Genomic DNA, 21194 nt, shown 5'->3' on the forward strand with positions numbered 1-21194 from the left:
GAAATTGGAAATGCGGGAGCCGCACCGGAGAGGACCATGACCGTGGCTGGAGCCGAGACTGCCTTTCATATCGACGCGGTGCGGTTTGCCGTCGGCGAGCGGACGCTGCTCGGTCCGGTCTCGCTCGAATTGCAGCGCTCGCGCGTCTATGGGCTGATCGGTCACAATGGTTCGGGCAAGTCGACACTGATCAAGCTGCTGGCCCGCCAGCAACCGGCAAGCTCCGGCGCCATCACCTTCGCCAAACGGCCGTTGCCGCAATGGGGCGCCCGCGAACTCGCCCGCGCGCTCGCCTATCTGCCGCAGACGACGCCAGCGGCAACCGGCCTCACGGTGCGCGAACTGGCGACGCTCGGCCGCTACCCCTGGCATGGCGCGCTTGGCCGCTTCAGTGCGGAAGACAGGCGGCATGTCGAGGAGGCGCTGGTGCTGACCGACATGGACGGTTTCGCCGACCGGCTGGTCGACGAATTGTCCGGCGGCGAGCGCCAGCGCGCCTGGCTTGCCATGCTGGTGGCGCAGAATGCCGGCGTCATGCTGCTCGACGAACCGATCTCGGCGCTCGACATCGCCCATCAGGTCGAGGTGCTGGGTCTGGTCCGGGAGCTCAGCCGCAAACGCGACCTGTGCGTCGTCGTCGTGCTGCACGATCCCAACATGGCGGCACGCTATTGCGATGAGCTGATCGCGCTCAAGGAAGGCAAGCTGCTGACACGCGGCACTCCGGGCGAAATCATGCGGGGCGACGTGCTCAAGGGCATTTTCGGCGTGGAGATGGGCGTGTTCGCGCACCCGGTGACCGGCCAACCCGTCGGCTATGTGCAGTGACGATTTCGGCGGTGGAAGTGGCTGGCCGCTGTGAGAACAAGGAAGAAGCTCTTGTCTAGACATGGTTTGTTGGCGGCGTTGGTCGCATCGGTGATCCTGGCGGGCGGCAGCGCGACCGCGCAGGAGCAACCGGCCGGCGCTGCCCCTGCGATCGCGACCCCGGCCGCGCCCACTGCAGCCACACCCGCTGCTCCAGCCGCATCAGCGCCCGCCGCACCAGCGCCTGCCACACCGGCGGCAGCCGCACCGGCCATGATGGCGCCGGCGCCGCCGGCAGGCCAGCCGGGCGCAGCGGTGCCGACCGAGGCCGCGGGAAGAGTGGAGCTGAACCTGCCGCACGATTTGTCGCCATGGGGCATGTTCATGGCCGCCGACATCATCGTGAAGGCGGTCATGATCGGACTGGCTTTCGCATCGCTCGTCACCTGGACGATATGGCTGGCAAAATCGCTGGAGATTTTCGGCGGCAAGCTGCGCATCCGCCGCGCCGTCCGGGCGATCGGCGACGCCGCCACGCTGAAGCAGGCCAGCCGCGCGCTCGACCGCAGCGGCGGCCCCGGCGCGCTTCTGGTCAAGGCAGCGCAAGACGAGACCGCGCTTTCGGCCGGCGCGCTTGACCATGTATCTGGCGACGGGTTGAAGGAACGGGTGAGCTCGCGCCTGTCGCGCATCGAGGCGGCGGCGTCGCGGCGCATGTCGCGCGGCACCGGCGTGCTGGCGACGATCGGTTCCACGGCGCCTTTCGTCGGCCTGTTCGGCACTGTCTGGGGCATCATGAATGCCTTCATCGGCATTTCGCAGGCGCAGACCACCAATCTCGCCGTGGTCGCGCCGGGCATCGCCGAAGCGCTGCTGGCCACCGCGATGGGCCTCGTCGCGGCAATTCCGGCGGTGGTGATCTACAATGTCTTTGCCCGCTCGATAGCCGGCTACCGGCAGATCCTCGCCGATGCCTCGGCCGGCGTCGAACGGCTGGTCAGCCGCGACCTCGATTTCCGCACGATAGCGCCGGCGACAGCCCTGGCGGCGGAGTAGCAGGAGCAGCGCCATGGGAAGCAGAATCCGACAGACCATGGACGACGATCTCGAGGAGAGCCACGAGATCAACGTCACGCCCTTCATCGACGTCATCTTGGTGCTCCTGATCATCTTCATGGTCGCGGCACCCCTGGCGACGGTGGACGTCAATGTCGACCTGCCGGGATCGACGGCGACACCCGCGCCGCGGCCGGAGACGCCGCTTTTCCTGACCTTGAAGGACGATCTCACCCTGGCGATCGGTAACGACACGGTGCCGCGCCCGGCCTTCGCCGCCACGCTGGACAGCAGGACCAAGGGCGACAAGCAGACGCGTATCTTCCTGCGTGCCGACAAGGCGGTCGCCTATGGCGACCTGATGGAGGCGATGAACCTTTTGCGCGGCGCCGGTTACCTGAAGATCGCGCTGGTCGGCCTGGAGGCGGCGCCCGCGGCCGATGCACCGGCGCCCGCGACGACGGGAACCGTGATGCCATGACGCAATCGGCCGGTTCTCCGACGGTAGAGCTGTCGCGCTTTCGCTGGCGCGACCTCGGTCTGTGGGTTGGGGCGGCCGCTTTGGTCCTCGGAGCGCATGTCGCGGTTGCTTATGCCGTGCAGAACTTCAGCATGGTCAATGAAGCGGATGGCGGCTCGCCGCCAGCCCAGGTGATTGAGATGGCGCCGATGACGGTGATGCCGGCTGTGGAGGAACAGGTCGCGGCGCTGGATGCGGTGACGCCGGACCAGAGCGAGCCAACGCCAACACCGACGACGACGGAACCGACACCTGAGCAGGTCGAGAAGGCTGAACCGATTGTCGAACAGCCGGAAGCGGTTGCGCCCGACGAGACCGAGCCCACCCAGACCGAAATGGCTGAGCAGATCGATCGGCCACCGCTGGATGAGGTGATCCCGGACATTGTCGAGGCCGTCGCCCCCGATGTGGTCGTTCCGTTGCCTCAGCCGAAGCCGGTCGAGGCGCCGAAGGACAAGAAACCGGTTGAGGCCAAGGCTAGAAAGCCTGTCGACAAGCCTAAACCCAAGAAGGAAAAAGCGGCGCCGCCCAAAACGGTAGCCGCTGCCAGCGCCGATGCCAAGGCTGCGGCCAAGACAGCAGCGCCGAAATCGGCGGAAGCGACTGGGCGATCCGGCGACTCCAGCAAATGGGATTCAAGACTGCGCTCATGGATCAATCGACATACGCGCTATCCGAGTGCGGCAAGAGCCCAACGCGCCGAAGGCAGTGCATACGTAACGTTTACAGTCGACTCGTCCGGCCGGGTGCTGTCTGCCAGATTGACCCGTTCCTCCGGCAATGTGGACCTGGATCGCGCGGCACTTTCCGTGCTTCAGGGGGCTTCCGTTCCCGCACCCCCGCCTGAGCTTGGTGGGCGCCAAAGCCGCACGGCGCCGTTCGTCTTCAACTTGCGCGATTAGCGTGTCCTGAGGGCACCGAAACGGTGGTGCCATTGGCCCTCGCGCGGACAGCGATCGATCAGCGGCCCATCGACTGGCAGAGCGCTTCGACCTGCTCCAGGTAGAAGCGGCATTTCGTCCGCAGCGTCCTGAGGCTCGGGTCGTCGGCGCCATTGATCTCGATGGTCTGCATCATGAAGTCGAAATGGGCGTGAAAGGCATCCGTCGCCCCCCACAGGCTGTCGGCCTGCCAGGTGTCGGCCATTGCCATCGAGACGAGCTGGCGGGCTTCGATGCGCGCGCTATCCGGTGATGCCGGACGGCGGGCGATCAAGGCGTGGAGCTCGCCGAAAATGCTGTCGCTGGCGTCGGCGCTGCTGATGGTTGCGATCATGTTCATCGGCGGGTCCCCCTCAAATCTGCGTGCATTAATGTCGATGTTGCGGGCTAGCGGCGATCAAGGTCGGAATCGCTGTCATATCGGATGGCTGGCCCCGGATGATGTTGGCGACCTCAGCGTCGGCCTGTTCGAACCAGTAGACCATTTCGGCATGACCGAGGTCGGCGGCGGCCTTCTTCAGGAGGGGGAGCAGGCTTTGCAGCGCACAGACTGTCTCCCACCGGCTCGGCCGCGAGCCGGCCGGCGCGCACAGGGCTGAAGGTTGCATCCGCTACGCGCTCCTTGGCTGGGCGTGGCTTTCCTTTGCATTGGCCTTGGAATGCATCGGGTTGCCGCTGAGCTGCGCATGCCTTGCCGGCCGTGCGCCGCGCAGGACATCGAAGGCTTCGGCATAGGCCATGCCCAAGAGATAGGAGATCATGGGAAAACGGCTTGCTTCGGCCATCTGCACCAGCTCATTGCTCATCGATGCGATGTATTGAAGACTATCGATCTCTGACTGACGTAGGGTCTGATTTGGCACGGTCTGCTCCTGTCATCTGGTGGAACTCAGAGAAAGCGTACTGGATACAACAGACATAATAAGACGGCTAATTGATCGACTGACCCGCCGAATGCGGGCTTGGTTCCGGGGTCGAGAGGGTCAACGCATAGATCGGTGCGTCGGTAAGGCGGTCGAGGCCGAGAAGGCGGTTGATCGCCGAATGGCTGAGCGCTGCCGTGGGACAGGCCGACAGACCATGCCTGGTCGCCGCCAGCATCATGTTCTGGCCGATATGGCCGGCCTCGATCAGCACGACGCGGTAGGCGTTGGCATCCTCATATTTCCACATGGTGCGGTCGAGCCTGGCACAAAGCATGATCAGGCAAGGCATGGCATCAGCCCATTCCTGCCCGCCGACCAGTTCGGAGATCTTCGGCAGATGGTTGACGGAGACCCTGCCGAGATCGTGATCGGCAGCGGAATAGTGATAGACGCCGGGCTCCAGCCCCTCGACGCCAAGTGCTACCACATAGGCCTCGTAGGGGTTCCGGGCGCCGCCCGAAGGGGTCATGCCCAGCGGCAGGGCGCCGACGCAGTTGCTGGTCTCGCCGGTGATGCCCATGCCCGCGAACAGACAGTCGGAGAGCTGCTGGGCGGTGATGGTGGGCGCGGCCGCGGTGCGGTTGGTGCGGCGCCGCGCCATCAGGCTCAGAAGTTCGTTGTCGTCGAGCGCATTCGGCAGCCGAATGGCGCCCATGGCATTCTTGAGCACGAGGTCGGGCTGCGCGACGTGCCCGGCGCGGTCGATCTGGTGTGTCTCGGCCTGTTCAATAGTCATGAACTCTGCGTCCTGGACGCAGAAATGCATCAGCGCGGTCGGGATGCCCCACCTCCACTGTCCGGAAAATTTTGTTTCCTGTTCGGCCAGCGGCGAGCCGGCGGTGACCAGGGCGGAAAAATCAAGCAATTGCGGGACGACGGCGTTGAGGTCGGATTTCGACCATCCATGGGCGCGCGCGATTTCCGCCGTGGACGCCCATTCGTCCCAGGATGCAAGAAGGCCGACTACCTCGGGGCTGCATTCAAATACGTTTCTGGTCAGGAAGTTGCAGGCCGTGACCTTGTTGGTCCCGGGATAGAAGACAAGCGTTTTTGAAGAGCGCATTTTCATGATGCTGGATGCCGTTTTGTGAATGCGAGACGCCGACTGGCTGACAGCCCGTCGGCGCCGAACGACTTCAGCGCTTGTTGTAGTGCATGCCCTGCGAGAAGAAGACGGTCTGCGTGCCTGCGGCGACCGTCAGCTTCGGGGCATTGTTTACTTTCTTGGCCATTTTTGTCCCTTTCCCGACCCCCAAATGGGATCTGTTGAAAGACCCCCACAGCGGGATCTGCGAGAGGAAAGGTAAGGTCGAAAGAGTTAATGGTTTGTTAAAATTGTAGTAAAGCCAACGTGATCTAAAATATCTTTATTGGTGATAAAGTCTAAAATATCGATTTTGCTCAGATATGGAGTAGGCAATCGAAAGCATACGCTTTTTCGGGATATTCTTATTCTTATTTAGCGTAAGCGATCAGCTGGCGCACGTCGCCCAAAGGCGCCCCCGGCTTTGGGGAGACGATGCGCATAGAGACAAAGACCTGAAGGGCGTCTGTCACATCCTTGGCGACGCGAAGCGGTTCAGCCCACCCCGTCCCGGGCGAGGCTGACGACGAGTTGATCGATGCCCGGATCATCAAGCCTGACGACATGCGCCATGCGGATCGCATGCCGTGGCCGGATACCGGACATATCCTGCCGCATGATGACCGATACGAATGCCGGCCCGGCCTCCGTCAGAAGCATGGCCTTGCCCGTCAGCACCGGTTCGGAGATAGGAGCCCATTGCACCGAGATCAGCGATGGTTCACCGGTCTGGCGGCGGTTGACGCCACTGAAATAGATCCAGTTCAGGCGCGAGATCGCCACGCCATAGTGATTGCCGCGCGCCCGCGCCCATGTCGAGCCACGGCGCTCCGACCATCCGGTGACCCGGCGGAATGTGACCAGTTCAGCCTCGCGACGCACGAAGGTCACCGAGCGCATCAAGAGGTCGGGACGAGCGGGAATCGAAAAGTAGGTGAAATAGGTGCCGCCCGCGATCGATGGGGCGGGCGGGCGGATCATCTGGTTGAACAGGCTTTCCGAAATCGGCGGCAGGCCGGGAGCCCTCGGCTCGGGAGCGCCTGGGTCCCGGTAGAGTTCCGCTTCGTCGATGCGGAAGTAGTCGCAAATCAGCTTGGCAGTCGCCTTGTTCGGAACGGTCTGGCCCTGCAGGTAGCGTTCGAACTGCGTACGGTTGATACGCAACTCACGGCATACGGCGCTAACCGAAGCATGGTCCTTGCAGAGCCGTCGGAGATTTGCAGCGAGGTTCTCGCGAATGGACACGGCGTTGCTTTCGCAGGCGAATTCTTCATTTCGACTCAAGAATCCCATATAACGTCTTCGGTCGCCCCCGCCGAAACGCCTTGTCACAACACACAGAAAAAACTGATTTGAGAGCCCCAGTCTAATGGGACAGCTTTCAAAAAAAATAGCGCCAATCCGATAGCGGCCATCGCCATAAGTCCAATTGACAATTGCCATGCATCGGAATCGCGCGAAATCGCATATGGCCTTTTTGGGGGGTATCGGCGCCGCGTCGCATCGGGCTGTATCGGACGGTGCCCGAGCCTTGGCGGTCAGTCAAAAAGTGGAAAACCGATTATCCCGCTGGTGGAGCTGAGGAGGATCGAACTCCTGACCTCGTCATTGCGAACGACGCGCTCTCCCAGCTGAGCTACAGCCCCGTCCAACGGATGGCGCATTTATCGGGCGCGGCGGATTTCTGTCAAGGCGGCGTTTTGCCGAAATCCTTGTTGCCTGGCGCGGTGGCTGCCGGCCCTTGCCGGTTTGGCGCGCAATGGCTACATGTCGGCAACAATCGGAGACCGGCATGCTCGCCCTCATTCAAACCATCGTCATGGCGCTTGACCTCTACTGGTGGATCATCATCGCCTCGGCGATCTTTTCCTGGCTCTACGCCTTCAACGTCGTGAATTCGCGCAACCAGTTCGTCGGCAGCATCGGCAACATGCTCTATCGGCTGACCGAACCGGCGCTGCGGCCGATCCGCCGCTTCATGCCGGACCTTGGCGGCGTCGACATCTCGCCGATCATCCTGCTCTTGATCCTGTTCTTCGTCAGGCAGTTCATTCTCACCACGGTAGCGCCGCTGGTGCTGGGCGCTTGACGCCTGAATGAGCGCGCCGTTCCGCATCCGCGAGAACGGCATCGACCTGTTCGTGCGGCTGACACCAAAATCTTCCGTGGACAGGTTCGAAGGCGCCGAAACCTCGGCGGACGGGCGAAGCCATTTGAAGGCGCGGGTCCGCGCCGTGCCCGAAAACGGCGCCGCCAATCAAGCGTTGCAGAAACTGGTCGCCAAGGCACTGGGAGTGCCGGCATCGTCCGTCTCGGTCGTCGCCGGCGGCACCGCACGGCTCAAGACGTTGCGTATACTGGGTGATCCCGAGATGCTGGCGCGGGACGTCGAAACGCTCAGCGGCCAGTCGTCCGGCTGAAGTTCAATCGCCTAACGGCAGGCGGGGATCGTCGACCTTCAGCGTGTTCACGCTCTGCTTGATGCGGCGCAAATTCTCCAGCACCTTGGGCCCACGCGCCTCGGCAACCGATGTCACGATCATGTCGACGATCGCCAGCAGCGCGTAGCGTGACGATGTCGGCTTGTAGATGTTGCCGTCCTCGAGCGGCTGCAGATGGATGACCGTGTCGGCGGCCTTTGCCAGCGCCGAATCGGGTGCAGTGACGGCGATCGTGGTGGCGCCATATTGCTGGGCGACCTGCACCGCCTCTATGACCGAGCGCGCATAGCCTGACACCGAAAAGGCGACCAGCGTGGTGTCTGGTGTGGCAACGGCGGCGTACATGCGCTGCAACTGGCCATCTATCTGCGCCAGCACCGGCAGGCCGAGCCGAAACAGCCGGTTCTGCATTTCGGTCGCCATCATCGACGAGATGCCGCCGGAGCCGATGCACAGCACATTGCCCGACGTCGCCAGCCGCTCGGCGACAGCGACCAGCGTCGTCATATCGAGGTTCTCGCTGGCGCGCTGGATGGCTGAGATCGCCGCTTCGGTGATGGCCGAGGCGATGCGCTGCTCGCGGGCGTCGCGGCTCAGCGGTTCGGGCGAGAGATACTGGCCGCCAATGGCGATGGCCTGCGCCAGGTAGAACTTGAAATCGCGCAGGCCCTCGCAGCCGAGATTGCGGCAGAAGCGGGTCACCGTCGGTTCGCTGACCCCGACGCGCGCGGCAATCTCGGATATTGCCGCCTTGGAGGCGAAGTCGAGGTCGGACAGAACCAGGCTGGCCAGCCGGCGGTCCGATTTGGTGCCGTCCTGCGACATCAGCTGCAGCCGCGTGATGATGTCGGCCGGCGTTTTCATGCCCGTGTTTTCGTCTTCATGCCCGTATTTTCATCTTCATGTTTGTCGCTTCGTCTTCATGCCGTTGCCTTCGCAGGGGTAGGGTTTATAGCGGCAGGCCCGTCGCCTTGTCGAACAGATGGATGTTGCGGGGATCGACCGAGACCGGCAGCAGGTCGCCCGGCCTGACCGGCACCCGGTCGCGGAACACGGCGCGCACAGTGTCGGCGCCAATGGCGCCATAGACATGGGTCTCGGAACCGGTCGGCTCGACGACATCCACCTTGAGCGCCATGGCATCGGCCGCTTCACCGATGATGAAGTGCTCGGGCCGGATGCCGGCCTCCACCGCGCTGCCCGCCGGCGCCGCCTTGCCGGCAAGCGCAAGCCGGCCGCCGCCAGCCGACTCGAACCAGGTCTTGTCGGGCGTTATCTTGAGAGCCCCGGACACAAAGCTCATCGATGGCGAGCCGAGGAAGCCGGCGACGAATTTGTTGGCCGGACGGTCATAAAGTTCCAGCGGCGCTCCCACCTGCTGGATCCTGCCGCGATCCATGACGACGATGCGGTCGGCCATGGTCATGGCCTCGATCTGGTCATGGGTGACATAGACGATTGTCGACTTCAGCCGCTGGTGCAGCGCCTTGATCTCGGTGCGCATCTGGACGCGCAACTGTGCGTCGAGATTGGACAGCGGTTCATCGAACAGGAACACCGACGGCTCGCGCACAATGGCGCGGCCCATGGCAACGCGCTGGCGCTGGCCGCCCGACAACTGCCGGGGATAACGGTCTAGATAGGAGAACAGGTTGAGAACGCCGGATGCCTTCTTGACCTTCCGGTCGATGGCCGCGCGGTTCTCGCCACGGATCTTCGGGCCAAAACCGATATTGTCGGATGCCTTCAAATGTGGAAACAGCGCATAGGACTGGAACACCATGGCGATGTTGCGCTGCTGTGGCGGCAATTCGTTGGCGCGCGTGCCGTCGATCAGGAGATCGCCTGATGTGATGGTCTCCAGGCCCGCCAGCATCCGCAGCAGGGTCGACTTGCCGCAGCCGGACGGGCCGACCAGCACCACGAACTCGCCGCTCTTTATGTCGAGGCTGATGTTTTCCAGGATCTTGTGCTGCCCGAACGATTTCGACAGGTCGCGGAACTCGACGTCGGTCATGGTTACGCTCCCAAAATGTCGTCGATGAACGGCAGGCACCCGGCGGTCAGTCCGGCGTCCACGGGCATCACCACGCCTGTTATGCCCGATGCGCGATCCGATGCAAGGAAAGCCACCGCTTCCGCCACTTCCGCGGCATTGACGATGCGGCCGAGCGGATAGAGCCGCTGCAGCTTGCCAAGGATTTCAGGGTCCTTGGCAAGGCGATGGTCCCAAGCGGCGGTGCGGATCGATCCCGGACAGACGACATTGGCGCGCACGCCGCTGCGGCCAAGCTCGACGGCGATCGATTTGGCATAGGCGTTGATGCCGGCCTTGGCCGCGGCGTAGGCGGGATTGCCGAAATGCGCGATGGCATTGACGGAAGAGATGAAGACGACACTGCCTGAACCGCGTGCGGCCATCGCCTTCACCAGTGGGTCGGCGAAAGTCATCACCCCGGTCAGATTGAGGTCGAGCTCGTGCTCTATTCTGTCGGCGTCGAGCGCGGCAAGCGTCTCGGCACGTGTCCAGCCGGCATTGTTGATCAGGATGTCGGGCACGCCGTCCTTGTCCAGCACAGCGGCGATCCCCGCCTCGATGGAAGCCCGGTCGAGAAGGTTGAAGACATGGTGCGAGGCAAGGTGCGGGCTTGCCAGCGCCTCCTCGGACTGGTCGCAGCCCACCACGCGGGCGCCCCTATCGGCCAGCAGCGCGACAATCGCCGAGCCAAGGCCGCCGCCGGCCCCTGTGACAACGGCAGTCCTGCCTTCGAATTCGGCTCTCGAAACCACAGGGACGCTCCTCCAGCATGTCAGGCGGATGGCGGCAGGCTACCGAATAGAATGTAATTAAGCAACACGATAATCTGCTTGCGTGCGGGCAATTCATCGATAATGTAGGAAAGTCACATAAATCTGGCGCCAGCCATCGGCGTCAGGGGCGCATATGCGCGGACCAAAAATGGGAGAGATCAGATGAGCCTTGCCAAATGGACTGTCGGCCTGATGGCCGGAATGAGCATGCTGGCCTTCGCGGCGCAGGCGGAAGCGGGTGAAGTGCGCGTCACTGTCGCGGAATACAGCGCCAAGACCGGCCCGTATTTCGAAGCGGTGAAGAAGGAATTCGAGGCCGCCAATCCGGGCATCACCGTCAAGTTCGAAGTCGTGCCGTGGGATGTGCTGCTGCAGAAGCTGACAACCGACATCACCGCCGGCACCAATGCGGATCTGTCGATCATCGGTACACGCTGGCTGATCGACTTCGTGCAGCAGGATGTCGCCGAGCCGCTCGACGGCTATATCACGCCCGAATTCAAGGGCCGCTTCATCGAGACCTTCCTGTCGCCATCGATCATGGGCGGCAAGACCTACGGCCTGCCGATCGCGGCTTCGGCGCGCGCCATGTATTACAACAAAGACCTGTTCGAGAAGGCCGGCATTGCCAAGCCACCGGCGACCTGGACCGAGTTGCAGGATGATGCGCGCAAGATCAAGGCGCTGGGTTCCGGCACCTTCGGGTTCGGCCTGCAGGGCAAGGAGATCGAGACCGACGTCTATTACTACTACGCTATGTGGTCGCAGGGCACCGAGATCCTCAACAAGGATGGTACGTCGGGCCTCGGCACGCCGGGCGCGCTCGAAGCCGCCAAGCTCTACAAGTCGATGATCGACGAAGGGCTGACCGAACCGGGCGTCACATCCAACAACCGCGAGGATGTGCAGAACCTGTTCAAGCAGGGCAAGGTCGGCATGATGATCACCGCGCCTTTCCTGTCCAACCAGATCAAGGATGAGGCACCGACCCTGAAATATGGCGTCGCTGCCATCCCGGCCGGTCCGACAGGCGCGCGCGGCACCTATGGCGTCACCGATTCCATGATCATGTTCAAGAACTCCAAGAACAAGGACGAGGCCTGGAAGCTGATGGACTTCCTGTTCACCAAGGAGCAGCGCGCCAAGTTCACGCAAGGCGAAGGCTTCCTGCCGGTGAACAAGGAAGAGGCCAAGATGGACTATTACGTCAACAATGCGGATCTGGCCGCCTTCACAGCGCTGCTGCCCGACGCCCGCTTCGCGCCGGTCATTCCGGGCTGGGAAGAAGTTGCCCAGATCACGTCGGATGCGATGCAGAAGATCTATCTCGGCGGCGACCCCGAGGCAGGCCTGAAGGACGCTGCGGCCAAGGCCAATGCAGTGCTGAAGAAGTAGCTCAACAAATAGGGCGTATCTCCCTGCGCCCGTGGCGCGCCCCAGACTCAGGCGGGGCGCGCCACATCTTGCAGCAGAAAGATAGTTCGTCGATGTCAGCCCTGCTCCAGCCAGGCTCCTTTCCTCTCCCTCCGGAGGGGGGAGAGGTGGCTCGGCGAAGCCGAGACGGAGTGGGGGAACCACCTGGCAACCGCCACGAACGGACATAGCAAGGGCACTGGGCGCAAGCATAGCCTCGTATTTCGCCCCAAAGGGTCGACCCCCACTCCGTCGAGCTTCGCTCGACACCTCTCCCCCGATCGACGGGGGAGAGGAAAGGCCCCTTCCGCGACTGTTGCGGGAGATGGGTAGGCAGGTGAGGGACAGCGCCGATGCTTGCAAGGAATGCTGAAGCCGTGTCCTGAGAAGAACGGAGCGGGATTAAGTTAATCTGTTAAGCCAACGCAATCCAATCTCCACCCGCAACGCGGTACAAACCAGCCGATGCAAAATCGTTTCTTGCCCTATCTCCTGACCTTGCCCAGCCTGTTCCTGGCGGCGGTGGTCATCTTCTGGCCGGTCTGGGATCTGATCCAGATCGCGACGCATGACGTCAACCGATTCGGCCAGCTGCGCGAGTTCAGCGGCCTTGCCAATTTCGCGGCACTTGCCGCCGATCCGGACTTCGGGGCGGCACTCTGGCGCACCGGCCTATGGACCGTGCTGGTGGTTGGCGGCGCGCTGCTGCTGTCGGTTCCGGTGGCGATGATCCTCAACACCGATTTCTATGGCCGCGGCATTGCCCGTGTCATCATCATGCTGCCCTGGGCGGTGTCGCTGACCATGACGGCGGTGGTCTGGCGTTGGGCGCTGAGCGGCGAAAGCGGCATGCTGAATTCGGCGCTGCTTGGCCTCGGCATCATCGACCACAACATCCAGTGGCTGGCGCAGGCCAGCACCGCCTTCCCGATGCAGGTGCTGATCGGCATATTGGTGACGGTGCCGTTCACCACGACGATCTTCCTCGGCGGCCTGTCGTCGATCCCGGACGATCTCTACGAGGCGGCGGCGCTCGAAGGGGCGACGCCGTTGCAGCAGTTCCGCGAGATCACCTTTCCGCTCTTAAAACCGTTCATCAACATCGCCATCGTGCTCAACACCATCTACGTCTTCAACTCGTTCCCGATCATCTGGGTGATGACACAGGGCGGTCCGGCCAATTCCACCGACATCCTGGTCACCCACCTCTACAAGCTCGCCTTCCGCATCGGCAAACTGGGCGAGGCGTCGGCGGTGTCGCTGGTGATGTTCGCCATATTGCTGGTCTTCACCATGATCTATGTGCGGTTGGCGATGCGGGAGCAGCGCGCATGACGCCTAAGCTGAAACGCACCATCATCGCCTGGCTGCTGCTGGCGCCGCTGATCGTGGTGACGATCTTTCCCTTCGCGGTAATGTTCCTGACCGCGGTCAAGCCAAGGCAGGAAGTGTTGTCGCCGACATGGTGGCCGAGCGAGTTCCGCTGGTCCAACTTTTCCGACATGTGGGTGGCGACCGGTTTCGGCCGGGCGCTGGCCAATTCGCTCTATGTCTCGGTCATCGCCACTGTCGGTGCGATCCTCATCTCCGTTCCCGCCGCCTACGCCATGTCGCGCTTTCGCTTTGCCGGCTACGGCGCCTTCCGCCAGTTCCTGCTGATCTCGCAGATGATCTCGCCGATCGTGCTGGTGCTCGGCCTGTTCCGGCTGATGGCCGCCTGGGGGCTGGTCGAATCGACCACGGCGCTTGGTTTCATCTACATGGCCTTCAACGTCGCCTTCACCGTGTGGATGCTGCAGAGCTATTTCGACACCATTCCGCGCGATCTCGAAGAGGCGGCCTGGATGGAAGGCGCCGGCCGCTGGCTGACATTGCGCAAAGTGTTCCTGCCGCTCTGCTTGCCGGCGATCGCAGTGACGGCGATCTTCACCTTCATCAACGCCTGGAACGAGTTCGTCGTCGCGCTGACCATGCTGCGGAGCCAGGAAAGCTATACGATGCCGATCCAGGTGTTCTCGCTGGTCGCTGGCCGCTATACGATCGAATGGCATCACGTCATGGCCGCCACGCTGCTGGCCACGCTGCCGGTAGCGATCCTGTTCATTTGGCTGCAGCGCTACCTCGTGCGCGGGCTGGCGCTTGGGGCGGTCAAATAGCAATTCCAGGAAAACTGTGCATGCGCATCTTCACCGCCTCGCTGGCGACCGAAACCAACACCTTCTCGCCGGTGCCGACAGACCGGGCCTCGTTCGAGATGGCGTTCTATGCCGGACCGAACAAGCATCCGGAGACACCGACGCTGTGTTCCTCGCCGATCGTCGCCTTACGTCGGCGCGCGGTGGCTGAGGGCTTGACCGTCATCGAAGGCACCGCGACATGGGCGGAGCCCGGCGGCCTGGTACAGCGGCAGACCTATGAGGCACTGCGCGACGAGATCCTCGACCAGTTGAGGGCAGCGTTACCGGTCGATGCGGTCATCCTCGGCCTGCACGGCGCCATGGTGGCGCAGGGCTATGACGATTGCGAAGGCGATCTGCTGGAAAATGTGCGGACGATCGTCGGGCCTGGAGTGGTGATCGCTTCCGAGTTCGATCCGCACAGCCATCTGACGCCGAAGCGCGTGGCGGCGTGCGATATCATGGCCTATTTCCTCGAATTCCCGCACACCGATTTCTATGAGCGCGGCGAGCATGTCGTCGAACTTGGGCTGGCGGCCGCTCGCGGCGAGATCAAGCCTGTCATCTCGACCTTCGACTGCCGGATGATCCAGGTGCTGCCCACCAGCCGCGAGCCGATGCGCTCCTTCGTCGACCGCATCAAGGCGCTGCACGGCAAGGACGGCGTGTTGTCGGTCTCGGTCATCCACGGCTTCATGGCGGCCGATGTGCCGGAAATGGGCACGCGCATCCTCGTCGTCACCGACAACGACAAGGCCAAGGGCGATGCACTGGCGGAGCGGCTGGGACGCGAGCTTTACGCGCTACGCGAAAAGACGGCGATGACGATGCTGAACACCGATGACGGCATCGACCGGGCGCTGACCGTCCACGCTGAAAATCCGGGCAAGCCGGTGGTCATCGCCGACATCTGGGACAATCCCGGCGGCGGCGTCCCCGGTGACGGCACTTTCGTGCTGCGCCGGATGCTGGCACGGGGCCTGGACAGATTCGGTGTGGCGACGATCTGGGATCCGATCGCCGTGACCTTCTGCCTGGCGGCGGGCGAAGGCGCCGTCATCGACCTGCGCTTCGGCGGCAAGGCCGGCCCGCAGGCCGGCGAGCCGATCGACGCGCGCGTGCGTGTGCTGAAGGCCGTCAACGAGGGATGGCAGAGCTTCGGGCCGAGCCGGGTGACGCTTGGGCCGACCGCGCTGGTCCGCATCGAAGGCACCGAGGTCGACATCATCCTCAACACCAACCGCACCCAGACCTTCGAGCCGGACATCTTTTCCAACATCGGCGTCGATCCGCTCAGCAAGGACATCCTGCTGATCAAGTCGACCAATCATTTCTACGCCGGCTTCGAGCCGATCGCGGCCGAGATCATCTACGTGACGGCGCCCAGTTCCTATCCGAGCAATCCGGCGGTGACGGATTACAGGAAGCTGACGCGGCCGGTGTGGCCACGGGTGGCGGATCCTTGGAAAGTATAGGGTTCTTCCTTCTCCCCTTGCGGGAGAAGGTGGCCTCGCGAAGCGAGGTCGGATGAGGGGTGTTCCAGCTTGGCGCCATCGCTCGCAAAGCACGACAGAGCCTCTCGCCAACGCCTCACTCCGCTGGAGCACCCCTCAACCGTCTCGGCGCTCCGCGCCGATCCACCTTCTCCCGCAAGGGGAGAAGGAAGAGGGCGCTACACCAGCCCCCGCTTCACCATCATCGCTTCCGGCGACGGCATCTTGCCGCGGAATGCCGTGTAGAGCTCTTCGGGGTCCTTCGAGCCGCCGGCGGCGTAAATGTTCTGCCTCAGGCGTTCGGCCAGCGCCGGATTGAAGGGATCGCCGGTCTCCTCGAAGGCGGCGAAGGCGTCGGCGTCTAGGACTTCCGACCACATGTAGGAATAGTAGCCGGCCGAGTAGCCGTCACCCGAAAAGACATGGCCGAAATGCGGTGTGCGGTGACGCATCGCGATGGTGTCGGGCATGTCGAGTTTTGCCAACGTTTCGGCTTCGAAACGAAGCGGCTCTGCCGGGGCGTCGGGCCGAGCGTGATAGGCCATGTCCATCAAGGCGGAGGACGTGAATTCGACCGTGGCGAAGCCGGCGCCAAAGGTCCGCGTGGCCAGCATCTTGTCGAGCAGCGCCTTTGGCATCGGCTTGCCGGTCTTGACGTGCAGCGCATGCTTTTCCAGCACCTCCGGCACCGTCAGCCAGTGCTCGTAGAGCTGCGAGGGCAGCTCGACGAAATCGCGGCTCACCGCGGTGCCGGCGACCGACGGCCAGGTGACATCGGTCAGCATGCCGTGCAGTGCATGGCCAAATTCATGGAACAACGTTTTCGCCTCATCGACCGACAGCAGTGCCGGCTCACCTGCCGGCGGCTTGGCGAAATTCATGACGTTGTAGATCACCGGCTTCGAGCCATCGCCGAGCTTGTAGCCGGACTTCAGCGCGCTCATCCAGGCGCCGGAACGCTTCGAGGGCCGCGCGAAGTAATCGGCGAGGAACAGGCCGCGCTCGCTGCCGTCGGCGTTTTTCACCACGAAGACACGCGCGTCGGGGTGCCAGGCGGCAATGCCTTTCTTCTCCTCGAAGGTGATGCCGAACAGTTTGGTCGCCACGTCGAAGCAGGCGTCGATGATGCGGTCGAGCTGCAGGTAGGGTTTCAGCTCGGCCTCATCGAAAGCGAATTTTTCGGCGCGCAACTTCTCCTGGTAGAAGCGCCAGTCCCAGGCGGCGAATTTCTCGTTGCTGCCGGCTTCCGCCGCCAGACGCTCCAATTGCTTCTGGTCGGCGGCGGCCTTCTCCAGCGCCTTTTCCCAGACGGGATCGAGCAGCGCATGCACCGCCTTTGGCGTCTTGGCCATGGTGTCGTCGAGCTTCAGGGCAGCAAAGGAGGCGTAGCCGAGCAGATTTGCCTTTTCGGCGCGCAGCTTCAGCATGTCGCGCACCACGGACGTGTTGTCGGTGGCGCCGCCATTCTGGCCGCGCATGGTGAAAGCGCGGAAGGCGATCTCGCGCAGGTCGCGGCGCTCCGAGAAGGTCGTGAACGGCTCGTAGATCGAGCGCGACAGGGTGACGGCGTAGCGGCCCTTCTGGCCGCGCATCTCGGCGGCCTCGGCCATCGAACTCCTGACGAAATCCGGCAGGCCGGCAAGGTCGGCCTCATCAAGGAATAGCGCCCAGTCGCGTTCGTCGGCCAGCACGTTCTGGCCGAAGCTGGTGCCGAGCGAGGACAGCTCCTCGCTGATCTTGGCCAGCCGCTTCTTGCCCTCGGCATCGAGCTTGGCACCGGAGCGGACAAAACCTTTCCAGGTCTTTTCCAGCACCCGCAAGGTCTCGGCATCGAGGCCGAGGCTCTCGCGGCGTTGATAGAGGTCGTCGATCCGGGCAAACAGCTTCTCGTTCATCGAGATCGCCGAGAAATGCCTCGACATTTTTGGCGAGATGTCGCGCTCCAGCGTCTGGATGGTGTCGTTGGTGTAAGCACCGGCACGGCACCAGAAGATCGACGACACATGATCGAGCGCCTCGCCGCCAAGCTCCAGCGCTTCAAGCGTGTTCTCAATGGTCGGCGCGTGCGCGTTGGCAGCGATCGCGTCGATCTCGGCCTCATGCGCTTTCAGCGCAGCGTCGAAGACCGGGGAAAAATCGCCGTCGCCGATATGGGCAAAATCGGGCAGGCCGAGCGGCCCTTGCCAAGCGGTCAGCGGATGGGCGGCGAGGTCGACGGCTTTCGTGGAGGGCATGGAGGGTCTTTCGCTGGCATCAAGGAGGAGGAGGTGTCACCGATGTAGGGCGCGGTCCGCAGGCTCGCAATATGGCAGTTGGCCGATCCGCTTCAGAAGCCCTCGCAGTTTTCGGCGATAGCCGCTTGCGAGCTGGCGGTGATTCGGTTGTCGGCCACCGCGAAGGTTTCCTGCATCAGCACGTCATTGTCGGGGAAGTCGTAGCAGGCAATCACCGTGGTGATGCCGCCTTCGCTCTTCTCGATGCGGTGGCGGATCGCGGCACCGGCAACCGCACCTTTCCATTCGTCGAGCGAAGCGATGAATTCCTGCTTGCTCTGGACGACGCCGAGGTCATCGAGTTTGATGCGGACGTCATCGGCAAGCAGATCGGCAAGTTCGGTGCGGTCGGCGACCAGCAGCGCCGAATACCAGCGGCTGATGATGGCGCCGTCATCGGCTCGGGCGGCGATGATCGCCACCAGCAGTGCGGCCGTCGTGAAAACGACCGAGCGGACGTTCATCACCTGGCGCACTGCTGTGTTCATTCCAGCACCGGGCGCTCGAAATCGCCGGTCTCCTTGTTCATCACCCAGAGTTCGCCGGTCGAAATGTCGAACCAGGCGCCGTGCAGCGACAGCCGGCCCTTGCCCTCTAGGATCGAGACACAGGGAAAGGTCCTGAGATTGGCGAGGGAATAGCGGATCGAGATGCGCTCGAGTGCCGTCTGGCGCTCGGCCGCCGTCATGAAGGTGCTGGACGAGACGGTTTCGGCGGCCGGTGCGATCAGGCTCATCCATTTGCCGATGAAGTCGCCGGGGGACAGCGGTGCTGAATTGGGGTCGAGGGCGGCGCGGATGCCGCCGCAGCGGCCGTGACCCATGACGACGATGTTCTTGACCTTGAGGCTCTGCACCGCGAATTCAAGCGCGGCCGAGGTCGAATGAAACTCGCCATCCGGCTCGTAGGGCGGCACCAGATTGCCGACATTGCGCAGCACGAAGAGTTCGCCCGGTCCGGCGTCGAAGATCGCTTCAGGGGCCGCGCGCGAATCGCAGCAGGCGACGATCATGGTTTCCGGTGCCTGCCCCTCTCGGGCGAGCTCGCGATAGCGGCCGCTCTCGGTGAGGTAGCGGCCATTCATGAAATTGCGGTAGCCGGCGAGAAGGTGGTCGGGAAGATGAGGCATGGGCGGCTAAGGCCTTTCCAGGTTGGAGGCGGCAGCTCGTTGCGGTCGAGAAAAGGCTCTAACGGTAAAAGCCCGTCACGAGCAATGCAGAATTGTGGGGGCTGGCCATAAATGCCATGCGCCAAAGCGGGGCGTCCGCTGACACTGTCATGCCCAGATGGCGACCGGTATGCCAAAACCGTCAGCGCGTGGCGGGTCCGGAAACGGCTTGGCCTTGCCGCTGGCGATGCGGCCGGCGATCAGCATCATGACCGCCGCATCGAGGAAATCGTCGGCGGCCGCACCGCGCGGCGGCGGCTGGTCGAGGAAGTCCATGGCATAGCCGTGCCGGCACAGCAGCGCCTTGCGCTCCGCCATGCCGGCCGGATTGACGCCGCCCTTGATCTTCTTCGGCAGTTGCATGGCGCGGTCGCCATTCAGGCGGCAGAAGGCGACTTCCGGATGCGATTCGAAGACCCGGCTGCGCAGATCAGGCCGCGCGATCAGCATGGTGTCGATCTCGCGGATTTTCGAAAAGATGCCAAAGGCCTGTATGGAAACGCCGCGCGGCGGGTCGGATGTGGCCCTGGCCACCTCGCTTGCCCTGCGATGCGCGGCATACCAGGCTTCGATTGTGGTGAAGTCCTGGGTATCGGCGTAGAGCGCGGCGCGGGACGGGATCGAAAACACGCTTGACTGGCGTGCGCCGAGCAGCGGACGCACCCGTGCCTCCGGTCCGCGTCCGCCCTTGCTCGAAAACTCCGGCAGGCCGATCGGCATGTCAACGGCGACAATGGCATCGTCGGGAATTGCTGCGAGCAGCGCCACGAAACTGGCGAAGACTTCAACCGAGGGCACTGAACCGGGATTACGCCGCACGGCGATCCAGCCGGCCTTGCAGCCATCGGCGCCGACCAGCACGATTTCGGCCGAGGTCACGCCCGGCGGTCCCGCCCCGGATGCGTGAGGTGGCGCAGCTGCACCATGGCCATCGGGTGCGACAGGCTCTGCGCATCGGTTTCGAGCTGCAACTCGTCGCCGCCGCGTTTTGCAGTGCGCGCCAGGATCTCGTAGACCGCCGCCGTGGTCGACTGCAGCGCCTTGATCGGCGGCTGGCCGGAAAGGATGCGGGCGAGGTAGACGGCGGCCGTGAGATCACCCAGGCCGTTTGGCGGCTTGTCGATCAGGCGGTGCTCGGCGAGCAGCGCCTGGGTACCGTCGAGCAGCAGATTGCCGGTGCCGCCTGAAATCATCGACTGTGCCGAGGTGACCAGCATGGTCGATGGTCCGGCATGGAGTGCCGCCGAGATCACCGATTTCAGGTCCGGCAAGGGAACGCCGGCCATCCATTCCAGTTCGAAACGGTTGGGGGTGGCGATGTCGGCAATCGGCATCAGCCGGTCGCGCATGGCGGCGGCGGTGGGCTCGGGCACATAGAGACCGCCGGAGTCACCCATCACCGGATCGCAGATATAGACGGCGTCCGGCGTCCTCGCCTTGACGGCGGCAACCAGCGAGGCGACGGCCTCGGCCTGGCCGGCCTCGCCGAGATAGCCCGACAGCACGGCGCCGACCTCGCCCAGCCATGGCGCACGCTCCAGATCGGCCATCAGCGCCTTGAACTGGTCGAGCGGCGGCACGATGCGTGTCGCCCGCCCGTGGCCGGGATGCCATGGCAGCGTGACCGTAGGCACGGCCCAGACCGGAAAGCCCAGCGTTTCCAGCGCAAACACGGCGGCACGGTTGCCGACCGAACCGCGCACGACATGGCTGGAAATGACGATGACCGCACGCGGTGCGTCGGTTTGCTCGGCGCTCATTGTTCTTTGATTCCTAACTGCCCCGGATGACGTAAAGCACGAGCCAGACCATCAGGCCCAGCGTCAGAAGCAGGCCGAGCGTTCGGCCAATGCGGGTGCCCCAGATTTCGATCGGATCATCGCGATCGGCATCGACCGCGGCGACGTGGTCGCGCACGCCTTTCGTGGTCCGCGCCACAAACGAGGTGCCGGACGGATCCGTCTCGCGCGCTACGCGCTCGAGGATACGGCGCGATTCCTTCTCACTGTCCTGGCGTTCCGCCATGATGATGTCCCGTTTTGATCAAACCTTATCGCTTTCGCGCGGCCAATCACAGGGCCTTG

24 protein-coding genes and 1 tRNA gene are annotated in these 21194 nt (G+C 63.4%); 10 read left to right on the plus strand and 15 right to left on the minus strand.

The genetic code is table 11. The features are described 5' to 3' along the window. Window positions 1-36 precede the first annotated feature (36 nt). From EB235_RS06390 to EB235_RS06405, 4 genes are read left to right on the plus strand one after another with little or no spacing between them, the layout of a single operon-like run. The gene (locus EB235_RS06390) at window positions 37-828 is read left to right on the plus strand and encodes an ATP-binding cassette domain-containing protein (RefSeq protein WP_027031794.1); all 792 of its coding nucleotides are present in this window, start codon (window positions 37-39) and stop codon (window positions 826-828) included. A 51-nt stretch (window positions 829-879) separates the two neighbouring features. After that, window positions 880-1863: a tonB-system energizer ExbB gene (gene exbB, locus EB235_RS06395; protein ID WP_027031793.1), complete on the plus strand. Its 984-nt coding sequence runs from the start codon at window positions 880-882 to the stop codon at window positions 1861-1863. Window positions 1864-1876: 13 nt separating this feature from the next. Next, on the plus strand, window positions 1877-2344 hold the full coding sequence (exbD, locus tag EB235_RS06400) for a TonB system transport protein ExbD (protein ID WP_027031792.1): 468 nt from the start codon (window positions 1877-1879) through the stop codon (window positions 2342-2344). After that, window positions 2341-3285 carry a TonB family protein gene (locus tag EB235_RS06405; RefSeq protein WP_027031791.1) on the plus strand — a complete coding sequence of 315 codons (945 nt, stop codon included), beginning with the start codon at window positions 2341-2343 and terminating at the stop codon, window positions 3283-3285. The genes exbD and EB235_RS06405 overlap by 4 nt, the downstream gene beginning before the upstream one ends. Before the next feature lie 58 nt (window positions 3286-3343). Here the strand turns inward: EB235_RS06405 and EB235_RS06410 are convergent, their stop codons facing one another. The 6 genes from EB235_RS06410 to EB235_RS06435 form a co-directional block, all read right to left on the minus strand. Further along, window positions 3344-3664 carry a hypothetical protein gene (locus EB235_RS06410; RefSeq protein WP_027031790.1) on the minus strand — a complete coding sequence of 107 codons (321 nt, stop codon included), beginning with the start codon at window positions 3662-3664 and terminating at the stop codon, window positions 3344-3346. Between the two features lie 28 nt (window positions 3665-3692). Continuing rightward, window positions 3693-3932 (minus strand): hypothetical protein, encoded by a 240-nt coding sequence (locus EB235_RS06415; protein ID WP_027031789.1) that lies wholly within the window; start codon window positions 3930-3932, stop codon window positions 3693-3695. Between the two features lie 3 nt (window positions 3933-3935). Continuing rightward, window positions 3936-4187 carry a hypothetical protein gene (locus tag EB235_RS06420; RefSeq protein WP_027031788.1) on the minus strand — a complete coding sequence of 84 codons (252 nt, stop codon included), beginning with the start codon at window positions 4185-4187 and terminating at the stop codon, window positions 3936-3938. Window positions 4188-4254: 67 nt separating this feature from the next. Next, window positions 4255-5313 carry a SagB/ThcOx family dehydrogenase gene (locus EB235_RS06425; protein WP_245268858.1) on the minus strand — a complete coding sequence of 353 codons (1059 nt, stop codon included), beginning with the start codon at window positions 5311-5313 and terminating at the stop codon, window positions 4255-4257. Window positions 5314-5829: 516 nt separating this feature from the next. Next, window positions 5830-6579 carry a helix-turn-helix domain-containing protein gene (locus EB235_RS06430; RefSeq protein ID WP_027031786.1) on the minus strand — a complete coding sequence of 250 codons (750 nt, stop codon included), beginning with the start codon at window positions 6577-6579 and terminating at the stop codon, window positions 5830-5832. A gap of 325 nt (window positions 6580-6904) precedes the next feature. Continuing rightward, window positions 6905-6980 (minus strand) — tRNA-Ala (locus EB235_RS06435). A gap of 146 nt (window positions 6981-7126) precedes the next feature. Here EB235_RS06435 and EB235_RS06440 point away from each other — a divergent pair. Next, the gene (locus EB235_RS06440; protein WP_027031785.1) at window positions 7127-7423 is read left to right on the plus strand and encodes a YggT family protein; all 297 of its coding nucleotides are present in this window, start codon (window positions 7127-7129) and stop codon (window positions 7421-7423) included. Between the two features lie 7 nt (window positions 7424-7430). Further along, entirely contained in the window at window positions 7431-7754 is a 324-nt protein-coding gene (locus EB235_RS06445; RefSeq protein ID WP_027031784.1) for a DUF167 domain-containing protein, read from the plus strand. Between the two features lie 3 nt (window positions 7755-7757). On the opposite strand, the gene EB235_RS06450 is transcribed toward EB235_RS06445, so the two are convergent. From EB235_RS06450 to EB235_RS06460, 3 genes are all read right to left on the minus strand, one after another. Beyond that, window positions 7758-8639, minus strand: coding sequence for a MurR/RpiR family transcriptional regulator (locus EB235_RS06450; protein WP_027031783.1), 882 nt, complete (start codon window positions 8637-8639; stop codon window positions 7758-7760). A gap of 85 nt (window positions 8640-8724) precedes the next feature. Further along, window positions 8725-9792, minus strand: coding sequence for an ABC transporter ATP-binding protein (locus EB235_RS06455; RefSeq protein WP_027031782.1), 1068 nt, complete (start codon window positions 9790-9792; stop codon window positions 8725-8727). 2 nt (window positions 9793-9794) lie between these two features. Further along, a complete protein-coding gene (locus EB235_RS06460; protein ID WP_027031781.1) occupies window positions 9795-10565 on the minus strand; it encodes an SDR family NAD(P)-dependent oxidoreductase in 771 nt (256 codons plus the stop codon). Window positions 10566-10748: 183 nt separating this feature from the next. Between EB235_RS06460 and EB235_RS06465 the strand changes: the two genes are divergently transcribed. From EB235_RS06465 to EB235_RS06480, 4 genes are all read left to right on the plus strand, one after another. Continuing rightward, window positions 10749-11981: an ABC transporter substrate-binding protein gene (locus EB235_RS06465; protein ID WP_027031780.1), complete on the plus strand. Its 1233-nt coding sequence runs from the start codon at window positions 10749-10751 to the stop codon at window positions 11979-11981. A 483-nt stretch (window positions 11982-12464) separates the two neighbouring features. Next, a complete protein-coding gene (locus tag EB235_RS06470; RefSeq protein WP_027031779.1) occupies window positions 12465-13334 on the plus strand; it encodes a carbohydrate ABC transporter permease in 870 nt (289 codons plus the stop codon). Continuing rightward, on the plus strand, window positions 13331-14155 hold the full coding sequence (locus EB235_RS06475; RefSeq protein WP_027031778.1) for a carbohydrate ABC transporter permease: 825 nt from the start codon (window positions 13331-13333) through the stop codon (window positions 14153-14155). Before EB235_RS06470 ends, EB235_RS06475 begins: the two co-directional genes overlap by 4 nt. Window positions 14156-14175: 20 nt before the next feature. Continuing rightward, window positions 14176-15651: a M81 family metallopeptidase gene (locus EB235_RS06480; protein ID WP_027031777.1), complete on the plus strand. Its 1476-nt coding sequence runs from the start codon at window positions 14176-14178 to the stop codon at window positions 15649-15651. A 197-nt stretch (window positions 15652-15848) separates the two neighbouring features. On the opposite strand, the gene EB235_RS06485 is transcribed toward EB235_RS06480, so the two are convergent. The 6 genes from EB235_RS06485 to EB235_RS06510 all read right to left on the minus strand — a co-directional run bounded on the left by EB235_RS06485 (window position 15849) and on the right by EB235_RS06510 (window position 21135). Continuing rightward, complete coding sequence (locus EB235_RS06485; protein WP_027031776.1) at window positions 15849-17903, minus strand: M3 family metallopeptidase; 2055 nt, start codon at window positions 17901-17903, stop codon at window positions 15849-15851. 92 nt (window positions 17904-17995) lie between these two features. Continuing rightward, a complete protein-coding gene (locus tag EB235_RS06490) occupies window positions 17996-18430 on the minus strand; it encodes a hypothetical protein (RefSeq protein WP_027031775.1) in 435 nt (144 codons plus the stop codon). After that, complete coding sequence (locus tag EB235_RS06495) at window positions 18427-19071, minus strand: carbonic anhydrase (protein ID WP_027031774.1); 645 nt, start codon at window positions 19069-19071, stop codon at window positions 18427-18429. Before EB235_RS06495 ends, EB235_RS06490 begins: the two co-directional genes overlap by 4 nt. Before the next feature lie 147 nt (window positions 19072-19218). After that, on the minus strand, window positions 19219-19989 hold the full coding sequence (locus EB235_RS06500) for a DUF429 domain-containing protein (protein WP_027031773.1): 771 nt from the start codon (window positions 19987-19989) through the stop codon (window positions 19219-19221). Next, complete coding sequence (gene pdxY, locus EB235_RS06505; protein WP_027031772.1) at window positions 19986-20870, minus strand: pyridoxal kinase PdxY; 885 nt, start codon at window positions 20868-20870, stop codon at window positions 19986-19988. Before pdxY ends, EB235_RS06500 begins: the two co-directional genes overlap by 4 nt. Window positions 20871-20883: 13 nt before the next feature. Further along, window positions 20884-21135 carry a hypothetical protein gene (locus EB235_RS06510; RefSeq protein WP_027031771.1) on the minus strand — a complete coding sequence of 84 codons (252 nt, stop codon included), beginning with the start codon at window positions 21133-21135 and terminating at the stop codon, window positions 20884-20886. Window positions 21136-21194: the final 59 nt, after the last annotated feature.

The sequence above is a fragment of the Mesorhizobium loti R88b genome (assembly GCF_013170845.1).
Taxonomy (GTDB): Bacteria; Pseudomonadota; Alphaproteobacteria; order Rhizobiales; family Rhizobiaceae; genus Mesorhizobium; species Mesorhizobium loti_B.

Excerpts from the sequence above, each read along its gene's own strand:
- EB235_RS06390 (WP_027031794.1), top strand. The coding sequence starts at position 37 with ATGACCGTGGCTGGAGCCGAGACTGCCTTTCATATCGACGCGGTGCGG.
- exbD (WP_027031792.1), top strand. The coding sequence starts at position 1,877 with ATGGGAAGCAGAATCCGACAGACCATGGACGACGATCTCGAGGAGAGC.
- EB235_RS06405 (WP_027031791.1), top strand. The coding sequence starts at position 2,341 with ATGACGCAATCGGCCGGTTCTCCGACGGTAGAGCTGTCGCGCTTTCGC.
- EB235_RS06410 (WP_027031790.1), bottom strand. The coding sequence starts at position 3,664 with ATGAACATGATCGCAACCATCAGCAGCGCCGACGCCAGCGACAGCATT.
- EB235_RS06415 (WP_027031789.1), bottom strand. The coding sequence starts at position 3,932 with ATGCAACCTTCAGCCCTGTGCGCGCCGGCCGGCTCGCGGCCGAGCCGG.
- EB235_RS06425 (WP_245268858.1), bottom strand. The coding sequence starts at position 5,313 with ATGCGCTCTTCAAAAACGCTTGTCTTCTATCCCGGGACCAACAAGGTC.
- EB235_RS06440 (WP_027031785.1), top strand. The coding sequence starts at position 7,127 with ATGCTCGCCCTCATTCAAACCATCGTCATGGCGCTTGACCTCTACTGG.
- EB235_RS06445 (WP_027031784.1), top strand. The coding sequence starts at position 7,431 with ATGAGCGCGCCGTTCCGCATCCGCGAGAACGGCATCGACCTGTTCGTG.
- EB235_RS06450 (WP_027031783.1), bottom strand. The coding sequence starts at position 8,639 with ATGAAAACGCCGGCCGACATCATCACGCGGCTGCAGCTGATGTCGCAG.
- EB235_RS06455 (WP_027031782.1), bottom strand. The coding sequence starts at position 9,792 with ATGACCGACGTCGAGTTCCGCGACCTGTCGAAATCGTTCGGGCAGCAC.
- EB235_RS06465 (WP_027031780.1), top strand. The coding sequence starts at position 10,749 with ATGAGCCTTGCCAAATGGACTGTCGGCCTGATGGCCGGAATGAGCATG.
- EB235_RS06470 (WP_027031779.1), top strand. The coding sequence starts at position 12,465 with ATGCAAAATCGTTTCTTGCCCTATCTCCTGACCTTGCCCAGCCTGTTC.
- EB235_RS06475 (WP_027031778.1), top strand. The coding sequence starts at position 13,331 with ATGACGCCTAAGCTGAAACGCACCATCATCGCCTGGCTGCTGCTGGCG.
- EB235_RS06480 (WP_027031777.1), top strand. The coding sequence starts at position 14,176 with ATGCGCATCTTCACCGCCTCGCTGGCGACCGAAACCAACACCTTCTCG.
- EB235_RS06485 (WP_027031776.1), bottom strand. The coding sequence starts at position 17,903 with ATGCCCTCCACGAAAGCCGTCGACCTCGCCGCCCATCCGCTGACCGCT.
- EB235_RS06490 (WP_027031775.1), bottom strand. The coding sequence starts at position 18,430 with ATGAACACAGCAGTGCGCCAGGTGATGAACGTCCGCTCGGTCGTTTTC.
- EB235_RS06495 (WP_027031774.1), bottom strand. The coding sequence starts at position 19,071 with ATGCCTCATCTTCCCGACCACCTTCTCGCCGGCTACCGCAATTTCATG.
- pdxY (WP_027031772.1), bottom strand. The coding sequence starts at position 20,870 with ATGAGCGCCGAGCAAACCGACGCACCGCGTGCGGTCATCGTCATTTCC.
- EB235_RS06510 (WP_027031771.1), bottom strand. The coding sequence starts at position 21,135 with ATGGCGGAACGCCAGGACAGTGAGAAGGAATCGCGCCGTATCCTCGAG.